The following is a 17,728-nucleotide window of genomic DNA, read 5'->3' as shown; positions in this document are numbered from 1 at the left end:
GCCGACCTCCAACGGGTCCAAGACAAACTCAACAGCCGGCCCCGACCCACCCTGGACCTCGACACCCCAGCCCAACGCCTCGCCACCCTCCTCAATCAAGCTGCGTAGCCACGTTGCACTAGCCACTTGACTTTGAGGCCGGTTTTTCCGCCACCACGTTACGAGCGCGGGCCAGGTCTCAGCCCTACCCCGTCACGAACTGACAACGGCACGGTTTCGGCTCGGGATGGCCCCGCTGTGCGGACGCTGGATCGGGCCGGGGCGCTCTACGGTGAGGCGATGCGGGTACTGCGGATCGCTGCCGTCGTCCTGGTTCTCAGTCTGGGAATGGTTGCACCGCAGGCCGTCGCGGAATGTGCAGCCACAGGCTGTGACCTGCGCTCGCGCATCGCGGCAGCGGATGCCTATCTGGCGTCTCGGCCCGGCACTGTCGGCTACGTGCTGCGCGACCGCGCCGGCGGCATGCGGTACGCCAATGCCAACGCGAACACGATGATCTGGACCGCCTCCACCATCAAGCTGGCGATGGTGGTCGACCTGCTGACCCGGGAACGCGCCGGAGCAGTGCGGCTGTCGGGCAACGACCGGCAACTCATGGTGAAGATGCTGCGGAACTCCGACAACGACGCGGCCGATTCACTGTGGACCCGCTATGGCGGAGCCGACCACCAGGCGTTCAACGCCGGCTTCCCCCGCTACGGCATGACGGACACGCGGCCGCAACCGGGTTTCGGTGACATGTTCCCGTACTGGGGTTTTCAGAAATCCACCACCAACGATCTCGACCGGTTGATGAACTACACGCTGACCCAACTGAATCCGGCCGACGCCTCCGCCGTGGTCGCCGAGATGCAGCGGGTCGGCGGGGAACAGCAGTGGGGCGTGTGGGGCGCCGGGCCTTCGATGAGCCCCGGCAACAAGAACGGGTGGTCGCAGGAACAGGGTGGCTGGGTCGTCAACTCGGTCGGCTTCGCCGGGCCCAACCAGCGCTACACGCTGGCAATCATGAACGGGCTCAACGGGCAGGGCGGCTACGACGACGGAGTCGCCACCACCACCCGGCTCAGTCAGATCCTGCTCGGTGGATGACTGCGCCGCGCGGCCGCTCTACTCGGCCAGCGCCTTATCGAAGGCCGTGGCCAGGTCTTCATAGCTGTGTGGCTGGATGCGCTCGCCGTTGAGAAAGAACGTCGGCGTTCCCTGCACGCCCAGGGCGCGGCCGTCGGCCACATCGAGTTGGACTCGGGCGGCGGTGGCGGGGTCGCTGTAAGCCTTGTCGAATGCCGCCATGTCAAGGCCGAGTTCTCCTGCGAAGCCACGGAATACGTCGTCCGCCGGATCCTGCTTTTCGCCCCACTGGTCCTGGGCGTCGTACATCTTCTTGTACATCGCCTCGAGCTTGTCCTGTTGGGCGGCAGCCTCGACGGCGCGTGCCGCTCGTTCGGCGTTGTAGTGCGCGCCGAGCGGGAAGTACCGGATGACGAAGTTCACCCGGTCGCCGTACTCGGACCGCAGTTGCTCGATGGAGGGATACACCGCGCGACAACCTTCGCACTCGAAGTCGAGGAACTCCACGAAGGTCACGTCACTGTCGGGGACGGAGTTCAGCCGATGACTGTTCTCGCGTACCACCTGGCCGGTTTCGACGGATGCCACCGGTGGCGGCCCGGCGCGATGGCGAACGGACTGGTACACGAAAACGCCGATGGCCAGCACCGCGATTGCCAATGCGGTGAGCAGTATTCGAGTATTACGCGTCATCGGATCAGTGCCTCACTCGAACAGAGTCGAACCCCAGTAGCCGTTGGTGTCGTCGTCACGTAGCCCCGGCGGACACGCGAAGACGGCTGTCCCGGTGTGGGTGATGTATTCGTTGAGCGCATCCTTGCGGGCCAGTTCGCGCTGCATCGGGATGAACTGCTTCTCAGGGCTGCGCACGAACGCGATGAAGAACAGGCCCGCATCGAGGTGACCGAATCCGTCGGAGCCGTCGGTGAAGTTGTAACCGCGGCGCAGGATCTCGATACCGCCCAGGTGCTCGGCCGAGGCCAGTCGCACATGTGCGTCCACGTCGATCTTCGGATTGCCCTTGCCGTCGGTGATCTCGAAATTGAGCTCGTCGAATTCCTGCTGCAGTCCGTTGGGCGCACCACTGCCCTTTTGTCGTCCGATCACCCGCTCCTGCTCCAGAAGCGTGGTGCGGTCCCAGCTTTCGATGAGCATCCGGATCCGCCGGGTGATCAGGTAGCTGCCGCCGGTGAGCCAAGCCGGTCCGTCACCCTCGGCCACCCAGACGTTCTTGTCCAGCAGGTCCGTCTCATCGGATTTGAGGTTGTTCGTTCCGTCCTTGAACCCGAACAGGTTTCGCGGGGTGGCCTGGTCCCGGGTGGTCGAGGACGTGCGGCCGAATCCCAGCTGTGAGTACCGCACCGCGACCGTGCCGAACCCGACGCGGGCCAGGTTACGGATCGCATGCACCGCGACCTGCGGATCGTTGGCGCAGGCCTGCACGCAGATGTCGCCCCCGCAACGGGCCGCGTCCATGGTCTCGTTGGGGAACTTCGGCAGATCCTTGAGCTCGGCCGGCTGTTTGTCGGCGATGCCGAAGCGGTCCTTGCCGTCCTTGCGGAAGAACGACGGCCCGAACCCGATCGTCAGCGTCAGCTGTGAGGCAGGCAGATCCAGCGCCTCTCCGGTATCCGACGGCGGCGCATACGGATTGCCGTCCACGGCGCCGCCGGCTTCGGTCTCCTCACCGCGCGTCATCCGCTCGGCCATCTTGGTCCACTGCTTGAGCAGGGCGATGACGTCCTCACGGTTGTCGGTGGTGACGTCGAACGAGCAGAAGTGCATCCGGTCCTGCGCCTCGGTGATGATGCCCGCCTGCCGGTCACCGCGAAACGGGACCGGCCCCTGCAGGGCACCGTGCGGGGCGCTGGCCGCGGAAGCGCGGCCGGCCAGCGCACCCGCGCTGGCCGCACCGACTACCGCGGCGGTGACCCCGGCAGCGCCGAACAACTTCCGCCGGGAGAATCCGGTGGACTGCTCGGCATCCGGGGTGGCTTCGGGCGAATCACTGCTTTGCGATGACACCCTGCACCTGGCTCACCTCGTTGCTCAGCGCATCGATGGCGCGTGACAGTTCCTGGCGTTGCGGTTCGGTCACCTTGTCGTAAGTGATGAATCCGTCGCCCTGGCGATACTTGTCCAGCAGCTTCTCGACATCGGCGAACCGCTGATCGACGCGCTTGCCGAGGTCGGCGTTGCGCTCGTCGAGGATCGGCCGCACCGAGGCCACCGCGGTCTGTGAACCTTCGACGTTGGCGTTGAAGTCCCACAGGTCGGTGTGGCTGAAGATGTCTTCTTCACCGCTGATCTTGCTCTTGGAGATCTCGTCGAGCAGGCCCTGGGCGCCCCCGGCGATCTGGGTGGAGTCGATGGTCCAGTCCGGAGCCTTGACGCCGGCCTGGAGTTCCTTCACGTCGGCGACCAGCTGGTCGCCGAGTGCGTTGGCGTCCGGCTGCAGCCCGGTCACCCACAGTTGCTTTTCCAGTGCGTGGAAGCCGGTCCACTTCTGCCCGGGCTCGAGGTCGGCCTCGCGCAGGTCGACTCGCGGGTCGAGGTCGTTGGGGAAGGACTCGGCGACCGGCTCGATGCGCTCCCAGTAGACGCGCGAGGTCGGGTAGAGCGCCTTGGCTTTGGCGACGTCCTTGGCCTTGACGGCGGCGGCGAACTCCTCGACCGCCGGCACCAGGGCGTCGACCTGGCTGTTCACGTACCGCTTGTAGTTGTCGGCGGCTTCCTTGAACTTGCCCTCGGTGTCGATCTGCACGGCTTCGCCGGTCACCTCGAAATTGCCGCGGATGCCTTCACCGACCATGCCGGGGCGGCATGACGTCTGGTACGTGCCCGGCTGGGTGAGCTGAACGATCAGCTGACGCTTGAGCCCGGGGGAGATGTTCTCCACCTCGCCCATGACCCGCTCGCCCTCGCCGTAGACGTAGAACTCGGTGACCTTGTCGCCGTTGTTGGTGACGACAAACGTGCTGGCGCCCGTCGTCGCGGTGGTCCCGGAGAGCTTGCACTCGGTGTCGGAGGCATCGACGGTGATCTGGGCGCCCTTGGCGCCGTCACCGTTCGCACTGCCGCCGTCGGCCTCTTTGGCCTGGCAGGCGCTCAGCGAGAGGCCGGCCAGCACCGCGGCGGTGGCCGCGATTCCGGTCTTGACGGCGGGGGTCATCTTCACTTGGTCGACCTTTCGGATGCGGTGGAGGTCTCCGGCTCGACGGTCGGCTCGGAGGAAGTCGAGGCACTGGATGCCGCCCCGGCGGAGCGCAACGGCTTCAGGAACAGCGCCAGCACCACGACGATGTAGGCCAGCCATGCGCCGAACTGCAGAACGGTCGGCGTGGGGTCGATGTTGAAGACGCCCTGGATGATCTCGCCGTACCAGGCCGACCAGTCGAACGCACCGCTCATGTCGAAGGCCTTGGCGCCCAGCCCGGGGATCCAGCCGACGGTCTGCAGCGCCTTGATGCCGTAGGCGAGGATTCCGGCCGCCACCACGATGAGGAAGATCCCGGTGTATTTGAAGAACTTGGCGAGGTTGATCCGGACTGCGCCGGCGTACATGCCGTAGGCGATCGCCGCGGCGATGAGCACGCCGATGATGAGGCCGGTCAGCGGCCACAGTGTCTCGGCCTCGGCGTAGCCGACCATGAACAGCGCGGTTTCCACACCTTCGCGGCCCACCGCCAGGAAGGCCAGCAGCGCCACCGCCAGACCACCGGTCTGCAGTGCCTGCGACATCTCGCCGCGCAGTTCGCCGGACATCGACGCGGACGCCCGTTTCATCCACAGCACCATGGTGGTGACGATGACGACGGCGATCAGTGAGGCGATACCTGCGATGGCTTCGGCGCCCAGACCGCTGATGGTGTTCTCGCCGAACTGGATCGCCAGGAAGACGGTGACGGTCACGGCGATTGCGGCACCGACACCCAGCCACACCCATTTGAGGGCGTCCCGGCGTTCGGATTTGACCAGAAACGCGACCAGGATCGACACGACGATGGCGGCTTCGAGGCCTTCCCGCAAACCGATCAGGCCACTGCCGAACACCTGCGACGTGACGTTGGAGGCGGCCAGCGTGCTGGTCGGACCGTCCGAGATGGCAGTCATCAAAGCGTCCTCGTTCGACCGGGGTGAAAACACCGTAAGCAACGTAGCCTTGCCTTGCCATAGCAAGGCGTGGCTCACCTTAGCAGGGGGGTCTGTGGGTCCGGCCGACTTCACCTGCCGTTCTCCCGGCATGGACCCGTCGCTCGTCGCGTTCATAGCCGCGCATGCGACGATGGCGAATCAGATAGAGCGGGGTTGAGGGAGTCCGGTGTCGCCAGTGCGTTGGCTGCGGGCTGTCGCCGTAATTGCTGCGACAGCGCTGCTGTTGGCATCCAGCTGTTCGTGGCATCTGGGGACCCCAATTCCCGAGGGCGTGCCGCCACCGGCCGGGGACCCGGTGCCCGCGATCGACACCTACGCCAAGGGCAGGCCCGCCGATCAGCTGCACGAGTGGGCCGCACAGCGGGCACCCGCGCTGGGCATGCCCGTCAACGCCCTTGAGGCCTACTCCTACGCCGCGCGCGTGGCCCAGGTGGAGAACCCGAACTGCCAGCTGGCCTGGACCACGCTGGCCGGCATCGGCATGGTCGAGAGCCACCACGGCACCTACCGCGGCGCGATGATCGCGCGCAACGGGGACGTGACCCCGCCGATCCGTGGCGTGCAATTGGACGGGACCGCCGGCAACCTGCGCATTCCTGACACCGACCAGGGCAAGCTCGACGGGGATCCGCTGATGGACCGTGCCATGGGGCCGATGCAGTTCATCCCGGAGACGTGGGGGCATTTCGGGGTCGACGCCAACAATGACGGGGTGGTCAGCCCGGACAACTTCGACGACGCGGCGCTCTCGGCGGCCGGCCTGCTGTGCTGGTACGGCAAGGACCTGTCCACCCCGAGAGGCTGGATGAAGGCGCTGAAGGCCTACAACAACTCCGAGCAGTACGCCCGGATGGTCCGGGACTGGGCGACGGCGTACGCGAGCGGCCACGGCTTGTGACACGTGTGACAAGCCCAAACACGCCGTCGGGCGGACCACGATCTAGTCTCATCCCTACACGCAGGACTCAATAAGGAGAAGCCAGTGCCCATCATCGAGCAGGTTGGAGCCCGCGAGATCCTCGACTCCCGTGGCAACCCGACGGTCGAGGTCGAGGTGGCCCTGACTGACGGCACGTTCGCCCGGGCAGCGGTACCGTCGGGCGCATCGACCGGCGAGCACGAAGCGGTGGAGCTGCGCGACGGCGGTTCCCGCTACGGCGGCAAGGGCGTCGAGAAGGCCGTGGAGGCCGTCCTCGACGAGATCGCCCCGGCGATCATCGGCCTGGCCGCCGACGATCAGCGTCTCGTCGACCAGGCGCTGCTGGATCTCGACGGCACTCCGGACAAGTCCCGACTGGGCGCCAACGCGATCCTCGGCGTCTCGCTGGCGGTGGCCAAGGCCGCTGCCGACAGCGCCGCGCTGCCGCTGTTCCGCTACCTCGGTGGCCCGAACGCACACATCCTTCCGGTGCCGATGATGAACATCCTCAACGGTGGCGCCCACGCCGACACCGGGGTGGACGTCCAGGAGTTCATGGTCGCCCCGATCGGCGCACCCTCCTTCAAGGAGTCGCTGCGCTGGGGTACCGAGGTCTACCACTCGCTCAAGTCCGTGCTCAAGAAGCAGGGGCTGTCGACCGGTCTCGGCGATGAGGGCGGCTTCGCCCCCGACGTCGCGGGCACCAAGGCCGCCCTGGACCTGATCGCGACGGCCATCGAGGCCACCGGGTTCAAGCTCGGCAGTGACGTGGCCCTGGCGCTGGACGTCGCCGCCACCGAGTTCTACACGGAGGGTTCGGGTTACGCCTTCGAGAAGGAGACCCGTACGGCCGAGCAGATGGCCGAGTTCTACGCCGGCCTGATCGACGCCTACCCGCTGGTGTCGATCGAGGATCCGCTGTCCGAGGACGACTGGGACGGCTGGGTCGCGCTGACCTCGGCGATCGGAGACCGGATCCAGCTGGTGGGCGACGATCTGTTCGTCACCAACCCGGAGCGGCTGGAGGACGGCATCGAGCGTGGCGCCGCCAACGCGCTGCTGGTGAAGGTCAACCAGATCGGCACGCTCACCGAGACCCTGGATGCCGTTGCGCTGGCGCACAACAGCGGCTACCGCACCATGATGAGCCACCGGTCCGGTGAGACCGAGGACACCACCATCGCCGATCTCGCGGTAGCGGTCGGCAGCGGTCAGATCAAGACCGGTGCCCCGGCCCGCAGCGAGCGGGTGGCCAAGTACAACCAGTTGCTGCGCATCGAAGAGGCGCTCGGCGACGCCGCGCGCTACGCGGGCGATCTCGCATTCCCGCGGTTCGAGGCCAAGTAACGCAGGCGCCTGCGCACCTACACGTCGATGCCCGAAGCGAAGCGGCCTGATCCGAAGCGACGGTCCCCGGCCTCCCGACCCGGTAAGCCGGGCAAGGCCGGGGAGTCGAATCGGCCGCGCGCTTCACAGCCCCGCCGCCGGGCGGGCGAGTCCCGTCCGGCGCAGGGTGAGCCGGTGGCCGATGAAAAGGTCTCCAAAGCCATTGCGGTGCAAGCTCAGGAACAGGCCGAGCTGCAGTCCGAGCAGCGGTTCGGGTCGACCGCCCGCCGGGCGGCCATCCTGGCCGCGGTGGTGTGTGTGCTGACCCTGACCATCGCCGGGCCGGTGCGCACCTACTTCGCCCAGCGCACCGAGATGCAGCAAAACAAGACTCTCGAGAAGCAGTTGCGGGCTCAGATCGCAGATCTGGAACTGCAAAAGGTCAAGCTGGCCGATGAGGCGTACATCAAGGCCGAGGCCAGGAAGCGCCTCGGCTTCGTGATGCCCGGCGAAACCCCGTACCAGGTGCAGTTGCCGCCCGGGGCCATTGCGTCGGGCGAGCCGGGAACGTCTGTGCTGCCCGGGTCGACGGTGCCCGCAGGCCAGCCCTGGTACACCTCGTTGTGGCACACGATTGCCGATGAGCCGCACGGGGTTTCCCCCACGATCGGCGGGCCTCCGCCTGCGCCGGTCGGTCCGCCCGCACCGCCTGTTCCGCCACCTGCCGAGCCCAGAGGTCCCAATGGTTGATCCTGACGACATCGAGGCCGTGACACGGCAATTGGGCCGGGAACCGCGCGGTGTCCTCGAGGTCGCGTACCGCTGCCCCAACGGTGAGCCCGGGGTGGTGAAGACCGCACCCAGACTTCCCGATGGCACGCCGTTCCCGACGCTGTACTACCTGACGCATCCGGCGCTCACGGCGGCCGCCAGTCGGTTGGAATCCTCGGGGCTGATGCGAGAGATGTCCGAGCGGCTGCAGCAGGACGAGGAACTGGCTGCGACCTACCTGCGGGCACATGAGTCGTATCTGGCCGAGCGGGACGCGATCGAGCCGCTGGGTACGACGTTCACCGGGGGTGGCATGCCCGACCGGGTCAAATGTCTGCACGTGGTGATGGCCCACTCGCTGGCGAAGGGCCGCGGGGTCAATCCCTTTGGTGATGAGGCGCTGGCGGTGCTGGCCCTCGAGCCGGCGATGGCCGGGATTCTGGATCGTGAGGTGTGGGTTTGAGGCGAGTCGGCGCGATCGATTGCGGCACCAACTCGATTCGTCTGCTGATCGCCGACGTGATGGACGGCAAGCTGCGTGACGTGCACCGCGAGATGCGGGTGGTACGGCTGGGGCAGGGCGTCGACGCCACGGGTCAGTTCGCACCGGAAGCGTTGGCGCGCACCGAATCCGCACTGGCTGACTATGCGGCCCTGATGAGCGAGCATTCGGTCACCGCGGTGCGGATGGTGGCGACTTCGGCGGCGCGCGATGCCGGAAACCGCGACGAGTTCTTTGCGATGACCGCCCGGCTGCTGGGCAAGGTGGTGCCCGGTTCTCCGGACATTCAGGCCGAGGTGATCACCGGGACCGAGGAGGCCGAGCTGTCGTTCCGCGGTGCGGTCGGTGAACTCGACCCTGCCGCAGGCCCTTTCGTGGTCGTCGACCTGGGTGGCGGCTCGACCGAACTGGTGCTCGGCGACACGGCCGTGCAGGCCAGCTTCTCCGCCGACATCGGGTGTGTGCGGCTGACCGAACGGTGCCTGCACTCCGACCCGCCCACCGCCGCCGAGGTGGCGCAGGCGCGGGCGGCGGCCCGTGACGGCCTGGCCGAGGCGCTGCGGGTGGTGCCGGTCGAAGGGGCGCACACCTGGGTCGGCGTGGCCGGGACGATGACGACCCTCTCGGCGCTGGCGCAGCGCATGACCGAATACGATCCTGAGGCAATTCATTTGTCCCGCATCGGATTTGATGATCTGCTCGCGGTGTGTGAGCAGCTGATCGGGATGACCAAGGCCGAACGCCTGGCGCTCGGGCCTATGCATGCCGGCCGTGCCGATGTGATCGGCGGCGGCGCCATCATCGTCGAGGAGTTGGCGGCCGTACTCACACAGCGCGCCGGCATCGGCGAACTGGTGGTCAGCGAGCACGACATTCTCGACGGCATCGCGCTGTCGATCGCCTGACCGGTGCTCGGAATCGCTTCTGCGCGCGCCGATTTCTACCGTGGGGTCGTGATCCCAGCGTGGTAGCAGCCGAGGTGTAGAAACGGCGCACGTACCTGTGGCAGCGGCTCACCGTTTTCTACCGTGGGGTTGCTAACCCACGCGATCCACAGCCCAGGTGTAGAAAACGGCGCCAGGCGATCGAGAGCTCCACATAAAAACAACGGCCGAACGCGGTTGCCCGCGTCCGGCCGTTGCCGTGAACTACCTAGATCAGGACACGGTCCCGTGGTTGCTCGCCGGGGCGACCGCAGGGGCCGGGGCGGGCGTGGTGACCGCCGGCTGTGTGCCGGCAGGAACCAGCGCCGGCTCGGTGGCCGGAGCGGCAGGAGCAGCCGGAGCGCCCGGTGCCGGAGCGGCCGGGGCAGCCGGAGCGCCCGGAGCGGCGGCGGGGACACCCTCAGCAGGCACACCCTCGGCCGGCGGAACCGCGGTGGCGGCGTTGCCCGCACCTGCGGCGGCCGGTGCCGGGACACCCTCGGCGACCGGCGTGCCGTGAGCGACCGGGGTCCCCTCGGCAGCCGGAGCGCCCGGGGCCGGAGCGGCCGGAACCGTTTCGGTGCCGGCCGGGGTTGCGGCCGGAGCGCCCGGGGCCGGGGTGGCGGCGGGCAGGTCCGTCGCGCGGCTACCTGCGCCGGTGCCGGCCGGAGCGGCCGGAGCGGCGGCGGGGGCGGCCGGGGTCAGAGCGGCCGGTGCGGCCGGGGTGGCGGCAGGAGCGGCGGGAGTCGCAGCCGGGGCCGCGGCGGGAGCCGGACGCTTCGGCGCGCCGGCGGCCGGGGCTGCGGCGGGCGCAGCGGTCTTGTTCCACACCAGGACGTCGTTGCCGCCTGCGTTGTAGACGACGGAGGTCGGCTGGTCACCGGTCACGTCGAAGTAGATCTTGCCGCTGGTCTTCTGCCCCTGGGCGAGGGTGGCGGGGTTGACGCCCTGGGTGCTGGGCACCTGGAAGAGGGCGCGGTAGTTCTGCCCGTCTGCTGCCCGGATGTTGAAGTTGGAGACGATCGGCGTGACCGAGCCCTCGAGAGCCTCGTTGGTCGCCGTGACCTCCCACAGGGTGCCGTGCGGCGCGTAGTTGATGGTGTCGGTGCTGGGCTTGAGGTCGGTCACGGTCCAGACCTGGGTGCCGCCGTCCAGCTTGCCCTGGCCGCCGAGCGAAGCGGTGGTGACGGCACTGGTGTCGGCGTCGGCAAGCGCCATCGGGGCGCCGGCGACGATCGCCGCAGCGGCAATGGCCGCTCCGGCAAAGGCCGTACTGATATTCGTCTTCAAGGCATTCACTCCTGACTGGTCCAAAAGAGTTGGCAGGCCCCCCGGCAGTGGGACACCCACTTCATGGCAAGTTAGCAGCTTAAGAGGACGGTTAGGAACACCAGTTCGCAGTTTCTGCCATCGGCGCCTGGCAGAAAACCCGTTTGACCTGCTCGTCGAGCTCGATGTGCGCCACGACCTGGTTTTTCGCCATCCCTATCGAATCTCGATGAGCGGTAATGCCTGTCCGGCCGACAGGGACAGCCGTTGACGCCCCAGGGCGGGCCAGGCCTGTACGGCACAGAATGGCGCACACTGGTGCTGGGCCGAGTCGAGCTGCCCGGACCGGGTGCCGACATGTACACAGCACTGAATCAGGCGCTCCTCGATCATCGTCGACATGTCCATGAACGGCTTGACGGTCAGTCGCACCACGCGCTCGCCCAGCAGCGTGCGGATCTTGCGGCGACGCCCCGGCAGGGCCGAGGAAGCCAGCGTCAGCAGTGTTCCCATACCCAGGTCGCAGCTTTCACAGATCGCGCGCCACACGTCGCCGATCTGTGGATGCGACAGGGAGGACTGCTCCGAGAGCAGCCCGAGCAGTGATTCCTGCACCGCCAGGCGCAGCTGGCGGGGGATCTCGGTGTCGGCGATCCGATTGGAGACCAGGCCCAGCTTGTCCTTGAGACTCTCGGTGCCGATCAGTGACACCAGTGAGCGCCACTGGTCGCCGTCGTCGCGAACCAGGTAGCCGACCGAACAGCAGTGCGGGTGCGAGCACGGCAGTGCGGTCAGGTCGCGCCACGTGACGGCGCCGCCGGTCTGCGGGCCCAGCCGCTTGAGCACCCCGGTGTGGGTGAGCCGGTTCATCGGGTCGATCTCACCGGAGCGGCCGGAGCCGAACTGCGGCTGAATGGTGAGCCCGCCGACGTACGGGGTGTCCAGGGCCAGCCGGACCATGTCGCCGATCTCGTCGTCGTTGACTCCCAGCGCGCATGTCATCACCAGGGTGGTGAAGATTTCCCGCTCGGAGAGCCGTTGTAGGGCTTGGCTTTTGGTTCTCCTGAGATCGCCGCCGCGGTGGTGGCGGTGCGCCTGCTCAGACAACCCGTCGTACTGCAGGTAGACCTCGACGCGTTCCCGGTGCGTGGTGAGCAGATCGAGCAGCCGGTCGTCGTTGGCGATGCGGACCCCGTTGCTGTTGATCAGGATTCGGGTGATCGGCCGGGCGACCAGCTGCGCGAGTAGCTCGGGCAGGTCGGGGTGCAGGGTAGGTTCGCCCCCGCTGAGCATCAGGACGTCGATACGGCCGTTCTCGCGGGCCAACCGCTGGTCGACGTTGGCCAGCACGTCGGCGGTGGGCACCACATGGCGCAAATCGGGTGAGCTGTCGGTGAAACAGGTCGGGCAGCGCAGGTTGCAGGTCTCGGCGATGTCCGCCAGCAGGATGCAGGTGTGCTGCGTCTGCATCTCGGGCAGGCCACGCAGGTAGGCCGACGGAATCGGATCGAAGTTCCCGGCCACATCGGGGATGTGTGCCTTGGTCGGGGCGGTCCACTCCTCCAGATAGGACAGGATCTCGGGATCCTCGTCATACAGGGTGCGGACCAATCCATGTGTGCGGCAGCCGCGTTCGAGCCAGACGTGTCCGTCGCGTTCGACCAGGATGCCGGCCAGGCGCGTGACGTCGGTCAGCGGGCGCTCGGGCGCCTCGTCGTGGCAGTGCGGGCAGAACGCGGTGACGTAGCGGTGCAGCCGGTCGCCACGCAACCCCATTCCGGTGCTCACAGGGCGTACAACTCGGGGTTGATGCCGGTGCAGAACCCGGCGGTGAACAGCGAGACCAGGGCCCAGCCGACCATCAGTCCGATGCCGAGGCCCTTGGTCGTCGGGTTCTTCGACAACAACATCAACGTGCCGCCGCCGAAGGCGATCAGGGCCAACAGCACCGCGGTGCCGCCCAGGACCAGGTTGGTGTTGCCGCCGCTGCTGTCGGCGGCCCCGGCGCCCATGAAACCGGCGAACCCGATGACCAGGTTGAGCGCGGCGTAGATGACCGGGCCGAGGACCACCATGAGGACCGAGATGCGTCGCTCGGGTTGCGGCGGTGGGCCGTACGGATTGCCCGGCGGGTACTGATAGTCCGGCGGGTACGGATAGGCGGGGTAGCCCGGTGGCGGGGGCGGCGGTGCGGATGGGTCGCCGTGGTAGGCGGGTGGGATCCCCTGTGGCTCAAAGCTTTGTGGGCCGAACTCTGGTGGGTTCTCGTCGGGTGGGGGCGTGTCGTCAGGCGGGCCGGGCGGTGTCGTCATGCGGGCACCTCCTGAGAATGGGTTGGGTTGCGATAGTACCCGCGGCGGTAGCCGTACCACAGCCGAAACCCGACGATCAGTAACGACGGCAGCAGGAACCATTGCGGGCGGGTCAGATCCAGCCACACGGTCTCGTTGGCCCGGACGAACTCGACGAGGAATCGGAACACCGCGTAACCGGCGACGTAGAGCACGAACAGCTCCCCGGGTTTGCCGATGCGGGGGCGCAGCCATAGCAACACGGCGAATGCGGTGAGCTGGAAGGCGATCTCGTAGAGAAACGACGGGTGCATCGCGGCTCCGGCGAGGCAGCCCGGGCATTCGGGGGTGTCGGCCGGCGCGTGGATGCCCCACGGCAGGGTTGTCGGCCGGCCGGGGGCTTCGGTGAGGTGGCAGCCGATCCGGCCGATCGCCATGCCGAGTGCGACTGCGGGGGCGAACAGGTCGCCGGTCTTTCCGCGGTAACCGCCCAGCCGCTTGGCGATGAGCACCCCGAGGTAGGCGCCGAGCAGCCCACCGAGAATGCTGCGCGAGCCGAACTGCCAGGCCTGGGCCAGGCTCGGATTGGCGCTGAAGTCCAGGTGACGTACCAACCCGGTCAACCTCATCCCGATCGCGCCACCGATCAGCGCCCCGGCCGCGGCGACGACCGACTGCTCGTTGACCGCACCGCGCCGGCGGGCCTCGGCGACGAACACCATCAGTGCGGCGGACACCCCGAGGGCGACGAACAGGTTGTGCACCCCGACGCTGATGGGCCCGAGGTGCCACTGAACAGTCACCCGCCGAACCTATCCCGCGGCCGGTTCACCCGGCCAGCGACAATCCCGCGGCGACGGCGAAACCCAGCACGGCCGCCAGGCCGGCGTTCTCCTTGGCTTTCTCGGTGGCCTCCGGGATCATCGAGCCCACCAGCATGACCAGCAGCGCTCCGGCGGCGAATCCGTTGATGCCGCCCCGGAATTCGGCGCCGGCCACGTTCTGCAGCTGATAGCCGCCGACTGTGGCCAGCGCGCACAGTGCGGCGATCACGGCCCAGCTGCCGACAATCCGGCGGGCAGGTTCACCCGCGGATTTCATGTCGCTGGCCGATCCGATCGATTCGGGCAGGTTCGACACGAAGATGGACACCACGAGGGCCAGGCTGACGCCGGCTCCGGCTGCGATGCCGATGCCGAGTGCGGCCTGTTCGGGAATGCCGTCGAGCAGGGCGCCGAGTAGCAGGGGCAGCCCGGCGGTCTGAGTTCCATTGCGGCCCAGTCGATCTACTGCCTTGTCCGCGAGATAGAACACCACGGCCCCGATGGCCAGGCCGAGTGCCACGGCCCAGGCGCCGCTGGCCCGGAAGCCTTCCTCGGCGAGTTCGAAGGAGATGCTGGAGATGAGCGCCCCCGCGCCGAAACCGAGGACGAGGCCGACGAGGCGTTGATTCCAGTCCCGGACCACGCCGGCGACCGCGCCGATGAGCAGCGAGGATGCGGCGACCAGACCCCAGGTCAGCGCAGCGAGCACAGCCGCAGCATAAGGCCGCACAGGCTCAGAACCGGGGAGGCGGGAGCGGCGGGGAGAAAGTAGAAAGAGAAGTGAGACAGCGCAAGATCGCACGACCGATCGGTGCGATCGATGAGGTTATGGCCCGATGGTCAGGCGGCGTAGCGGTTAGGGGTGGTGACCTGTCGCCGGTTGCCCGGGCGACAGGCCACCGACGGCGTCAGCGCCGCGCGTTGCAGTTCGGGGGGTTTCCGCAGTGGTGGCCACCATCGCAGGCATTGCAGCGACAGGTGCAGGATCCCTTGGTTGCGATGCGCATCGTTGTTCAACTCCTCACTGTTCGGGTGCCGCCGGTATGGCCGACAGCAAACTCCCGAGGATGGGCGGATATCAACATATAACGACTTCACAATAGTTCGGGTCACCGCGAAAATAAAGGATTCCGGCAATGGTGCGAGTTTTGCCACGCGGCCTGTTCCGGGTCGGCGTTCTCGGGTGAACAATCCGTGAAACTCTTTGGCTGCAGCGGACTTAAGGGCTAGGCAGAGGTTTCGCGGGCGCCGAGCCGGAGATGTTCGATGTGGTAGATGGCTTCATCGAGCAGTTGCGCGACATGGCTGTCGTACAGCCGGTACACGATATTGCGGCCGGACCTGTCGCCGGTCACCAGGCCCAGTGCCCGCAATAACCGGAGTTGGTTGGAGACTGCGGGCTGCTCCATGCCTACCGCGGCGGACAGTTCGGTGACCGAGCATGGCGATTCCCGCAGCCGGGTCAGGATCAGCAATCGGTTGGGGGAGGCGAGGGCCTGTAGGGTCTCGGCGACTTTGGCCGCTGAGGCCGCGTCGAGGGACGCTGCCGGCGTCGCGCGCCCCTCAACTCCGTGGCCCATGGCATTCATTCAAGCATGCGGGCAAAACATCGGTGATACATTTCAATCTCTACATGTATAAATATCTACGATGTGTGTGTCGACGATGAAGGGGAGGCGCGATCCATGACCGCTGTGTCGATCGACCGGCCGTCAGTGCGTGACGGCGACGCCCGGCCCACCGGTGCGCGCGGTCTCGGCAGGTGGATCTGGTCCCTGGACTCCGTCCGCTGGGCCGTCGCCGCCCTGGTGTTGATGCTCTGCGGCGTGGTTGCGCAGTTGGCCGATGCGCCACAACCGCTGTGGTGGACGTTGTATCTCGCGTGCTACCTCGCCGGCGGTTGGCAATCCGCGGTGTCCGGCGTGCAGGCGCTGCGCGACCGCACGCTCGATGTCGACCTGCTGATGATCGTCGCGGCGATCGGTGCGGCGGCCATCGGGCAGGTGTTCGACGGCGCACTGTTGATCGTCATCTTCGCGACGTCAGGCGCGTTGGAGGATGTGGCCACCGCACGCACCGAACGGTCGGTGCGCGGTCTGCTCGACCTGGCCCCAGCCGATGCGACCCTTCTCGAGGAGGACGGCACCCAGCGCGTCGTCGCCGCAGAGGCGTTGCGACCCGGCGATCGCATCCTCATCCGGCCCGGCGAACGGATCTCGGCGGACGGCACCGTGATCGGTGGGTCGTCGGACGTCGACCAGTCCTCGATCACCGGTGAGCCGTTGCCGGTCGCCAAACACGTGGGCGACGACGTATTCGCCGGAACGCTCAACACCTCTGGCGCGCTGCAGGTCACGGTCACGCAGGACCCCTCGAGCACGGTGATGGCGCGCATCGTCGCAGCCGTCGCCGCGGCCTCGGCGACCAAGGCGACCACGCAGCTGTTCATCGAGAAGGTCGAGCAGCGCTATTCGGTAGTCGTTGTGGTCGCGACCCTGGCGCTGTTCGCGGTACCGCTGGCGCTGGGCGCCGACGTGCGCTCAACTCTGTTGCGCGCCATGACGTTCATGATCGTGGCCTCGCCATGCGCGGTCGTGCTCGCCACGATGCCGCCCCTGCTGTGCGCGATCGCCAACGCCAGCCGTCGCGGCGTCTTGGTGAAATCCGCGATCGGCATGGAGCGGCTGGCCGATACGGACGTCGTCGTACTCGACAAGACCGGAACACTGACCACAGGCGCGCCCCGGGTATCGCAGGTTGTGACGGTCGCCGGTACACCGGCTGATCGGGTGCTCGCAACCGCAGCTGCCGCAGAACAATTCAGCGAACACCCGATCGGGCGGGCCATCGTCGCCGAGGCTGCATCCCGCGCCATCACAGTGCCGGAAGCCGGCGGCTTCATCGCCTGGCCGGGCCGCGGAGTGCGGGTGATCGTCGACGGACTCCCGGTCGAGGTATCCAGCCCCGCAGCGTATTCGGGCCCGGCGATCCCGGCTGTGACCGAGATCGAGGCCACCGGGGCGACCGCCGTCGTCGTGGCCGTCGACGGTCTCGCGATCGGGGTACTGGGGCTGCATGATCAGGCTCGCCCGGGCGCGGCCGCTGCCGTGCGGGCACTGCGTACCGTCACCGGACGCTCGCCGGTGCTGCTCACCGGTGACAACCACGTGGCGGCCGCGCATCTGGCCGGGCAGTTGGGAATCGAGGACGTGCGGGCCGGGCTGCTGCCCGAGGACAAGGCTGCTGCGGTCCGGGAACTGGAATCCGGTGGGCGGCGGGTTCTCATGGTGGGCGACGGGGTCAACGACGCGCCGGCCATGGCGTCCGCCCATACTTCGATGGCGATGGGGCGCAGCGGTGCCGATCTCACGGTCGACACCGCTGACGTCGTCACCGTCGGCGACGATCTGTCGGCGATCGCCTCGGTGGTCGCGTTGTCCGAGCGGGCCCGGCGGCTGGTCATCGCCAACCTGGTCATCGCGGCCACCGTCATCACCGTCCTGGTTACCTGGGACCTGTTCGGGCACTTGCCGTTACCACTGGGCGTGGCCGGTCATGAGGGCTCGACCATTCTGGTCGCCCTCAACGGGCTGCGGCTGTTGCGCAACCGCGCCTGGCCCCGACTTTCCTAGCGCGAGCAGACGCAAAACTGCCCAAAATTAGTGGATTGGGGCAGCTTT

General features: G+C 67.5%; 18 protein-coding genes. 7 read left to right on the top strand and 11 right to left on the bottom strand.

What is annotated here, in order from left to right; genetic code table 11:
• Positions 1-279 precede the first annotated feature (279 nt).
• Positions 280-1,089, top strand: coding sequence for a serine hydrolase (locus tag ACWEFV_RS10785; protein WP_450070174.1), 810 nt, complete (start codon positions 280-282; stop codon positions 1,087-1,089).
• A gap of 18 nt (positions 1,090-1,107) precedes the next feature.
• Here ACWEFV_RS10785 and ACWEFV_RS10780 read toward each other — a convergent pair whose 3' ends face one another.
• The 4 genes from ACWEFV_RS10780 to efeU are packed head-to-tail and all read right to left on the bottom strand — an operon-like array spanning position 1,108 to position 5,181.
• Positions 1,108-1,761 (bottom strand): DsbA family protein, encoded by a 654-nt coding sequence (locus ACWEFV_RS10780; protein WP_135457806.1) that lies wholly within the window; start codon positions 1,759-1,761, stop codon positions 1,108-1,110.
• Positions 1,762-1,773: 12 nt separating this feature from the next.
• Positions 1,774-3,093, bottom strand: coding sequence for an iron uptake transporter deferrochelatase/peroxidase subunit (gene efeB, locus ACWEFV_RS10775; protein WP_450070147.1), 1,320 nt, complete (start codon positions 3,091-3,093; stop codon positions 1,774-1,776).
• Complete coding sequence (gene efeO / locus ACWEFV_RS10770) at positions 3,074-4,246, bottom strand: iron uptake system protein EfeO (RefSeq protein WP_135457802.1); 1,173 nt, start codon at positions 4,244-4,246, stop codon at positions 3,074-3,076. The genes efeB and efeO overlap by 20 nt, the downstream gene beginning before the upstream one ends.
• On the bottom strand, positions 4,243-5,181 hold the full coding sequence (gene efeU, locus ACWEFV_RS10765) for an iron uptake transporter permease EfeU (RefSeq protein WP_135457800.1): 939 nt from the start codon (positions 5,179-5,181) through the stop codon (positions 4,243-4,245). The genes efeO and efeU overlap by 4 nt, the downstream gene beginning before the upstream one ends.
• Before the next feature lie 208 nt (positions 5,182-5,389).
• Here efeU and ACWEFV_RS10760 point away from each other — a divergent pair, with 208 nt between their 5' ends.
• From ACWEFV_RS10760 to ACWEFV_RS10740, 5 genes are all read left to right on the top strand, one after another.
• Positions 5,390-6,121 carry a lytic transglycosylase domain-containing protein gene (locus tag ACWEFV_RS10760; protein WP_167857964.1) on the top strand — a complete coding sequence of 244 codons (732 nt, stop codon included), beginning with the start codon at positions 5,390-5,392 and terminating at the stop codon, positions 6,119-6,121.
• Between the two features lie 84 nt (positions 6,122-6,205).
• A complete protein-coding gene (eno, locus tag ACWEFV_RS10755) occupies positions 6,206-7,489 on the top strand; it encodes a phosphopyruvate hydratase (RefSeq protein ID WP_135457796.1) in 1,284 nt (427 codons plus the stop codon).
• A gap of 27 nt (positions 7,490-7,516) precedes the next feature.
• Complete coding sequence (locus ACWEFV_RS10750) at positions 7,517-8,218, top strand: FtsB family cell division protein (protein WP_135457794.1); 702 nt, start codon at positions 7,517-7,519, stop codon at positions 8,216-8,218.
• On the top strand, positions 8,211-8,702 hold the full coding sequence (locus ACWEFV_RS10745) for a DUF501 domain-containing protein (protein ID WP_450070146.1): 492 nt from the start codon (positions 8,211-8,213) through the stop codon (positions 8,700-8,702). Before ACWEFV_RS10750 ends, ACWEFV_RS10745 begins: the two co-directional genes overlap by 8 nt.
• Positions 8,699-9,646: a Ppx/GppA phosphatase family protein gene (locus ACWEFV_RS10740; protein ID WP_450070145.1), complete on the top strand. Its 948-nt coding sequence runs from the start codon at positions 8,699-8,701 to the stop codon at positions 9,644-9,646. Before ACWEFV_RS10745 ends, ACWEFV_RS10740 begins: the two co-directional genes overlap by 4 nt.
• A 252-nt stretch (positions 9,647-9,898) precedes the next feature.
• Here ACWEFV_RS10740 and ACWEFV_RS10735 read toward each other — a convergent pair whose 3' ends face one another.
• The 7 genes from ACWEFV_RS10735 to ACWEFV_RS10705 form a co-directional block, all read right to left on the bottom strand.
• Positions 9,899-10,954 (bottom strand): MPT63 family protein, encoded by a 1,056-nt coding sequence (locus ACWEFV_RS10735; protein WP_450070144.1) that lies wholly within the window; start codon positions 10,952-10,954, stop codon positions 9,899-9,901.
• A 195-nt stretch (positions 10,955-11,149) separates the two neighbouring features.
• The gene (locus ACWEFV_RS10730) at positions 11,150-12,709 is read right to left on the bottom strand and encodes a radical SAM protein (RefSeq protein WP_450070173.1); all 1,560 of its coding nucleotides are present in this window, start codon (positions 12,707-12,709) and stop codon (positions 11,150-11,152) included.
• 8 nt (positions 12,710-12,717) lie between these two features.
• Positions 12,718-13,245, bottom strand: coding sequence for a hypothetical protein (locus tag ACWEFV_RS10725; RefSeq protein WP_450070143.1), 528 nt, complete (start codon positions 13,243-13,245; stop codon positions 12,718-12,720).
• Positions 13,242-14,027, bottom strand: a complete 786-nt coding sequence (locus ACWEFV_RS10720; protein WP_450070142.1) for a prolipoprotein diacylglyceryl transferase — start codon at positions 14,025-14,027, stop codon at positions 13,242-13,244. The genes ACWEFV_RS10725 and ACWEFV_RS10720 overlap by 4 nt, the downstream gene beginning before the upstream one ends.
• 25 nt (positions 14,028-14,052) lie before the next feature.
• Positions 14,053-14,757, bottom strand: a complete 705-nt coding sequence (locus tag ACWEFV_RS10715; protein WP_450070141.1) for a ZIP family metal transporter — start codon at positions 14,755-14,757, stop codon at positions 14,053-14,055.
• Positions 14,758-14,888: 131 nt separating this feature from the next.
• Positions 14,889-15,065, bottom strand: a complete 177-nt coding sequence (locus ACWEFV_RS10710) for a hypothetical protein (RefSeq protein ID WP_167857647.1) — start codon at positions 15,063-15,065, stop codon at positions 14,889-14,891.
• A 209-nt stretch (positions 15,066-15,274) separates the two neighbouring features.
• Positions 15,275-15,628: an ArsR/SmtB family transcription factor gene (locus ACWEFV_RS10705; RefSeq protein ID WP_135457780.1), complete on the bottom strand. Its 354-nt coding sequence runs from the start codon at positions 15,626-15,628 to the stop codon at positions 15,275-15,277.
• A gap of 105 nt (positions 15,629-15,733) precedes the next feature.
• Here ACWEFV_RS10705 and ACWEFV_RS10700 point away from each other — a divergent pair, with 105 nt between their 5' ends.
• The gene (locus tag ACWEFV_RS10700) at positions 15,734-17,680 is read left to right on the top strand and encodes a heavy metal translocating P-type ATPase (protein ID WP_450070140.1); all 1,947 of its coding nucleotides are present in this window, start codon (positions 15,734-15,736) and stop codon (positions 17,678-17,680) included.
• Positions 17,681-17,728 lie beyond the last annotated feature (48 nt).

The organism is Mycobacterium sp. NPDC004974 (assembly GCF_053600815.1).
The sequence above is the reverse complement of the archived record's forward strand: the minus strand, read 5'-3'. Positions and strand labels throughout refer to the sequence as shown.

Coding starts and splice junctions, on each gene's coding strand:
- ACWEFV_RS10785 (WP_450070174.1), top strand. CDS start 280: ATGCGGGTACTGCGGATCGCTGCCGTCGTCCTGGTTCTCAGTCTGGGA.
- ACWEFV_RS10780 (WP_135457806.1), bottom strand. CDS start 1,761: ATGACGCGTAATACTCGAATACTGCTCACCGCATTGGCAATCGCGGTG.
- efeU (WP_135457800.1), bottom strand. CDS start 5,181: ATGACTGCCATCTCGGACGGTCCGACCAGCACGCTGGCCGCCTCCAAC.
- ACWEFV_RS10750 (WP_135457794.1), top strand. CDS start 7,517: ATGCCCGAAGCGAAGCGGCCTGATCCGAAGCGACGGTCCCCGGCCTCC.
- ACWEFV_RS10745 (WP_450070146.1), top strand. CDS start 8,211: ATGGTTGATCCTGACGACATCGAGGCCGTGACACGGCAATTGGGCCGG.
- ACWEFV_RS10730 (WP_450070173.1), bottom strand. CDS start 12,709: ATGGGGTTGCGTGGCGACCGGCTGCACCGCTACGTCACCGCGTTCTGC.
- ACWEFV_RS10725 (WP_450070143.1), bottom strand. CDS start 13,245: ATGACGACACCGCCCGGCCCGCCTGACGACACGCCCCCACCCGACGAG.
- ACWEFV_RS10705 (WP_135457780.1), bottom strand. CDS start 15,628: ATGGGCCACGGAGTTGAGGGGCGCGCGACGCCGGCAGCGTCCCTCGAC.
- ACWEFV_RS10700 (WP_450070140.1), top strand. CDS start 15,734: ATGACCGCTGTGTCGATCGACCGGCCGTCAGTGCGTGACGGCGACGCC.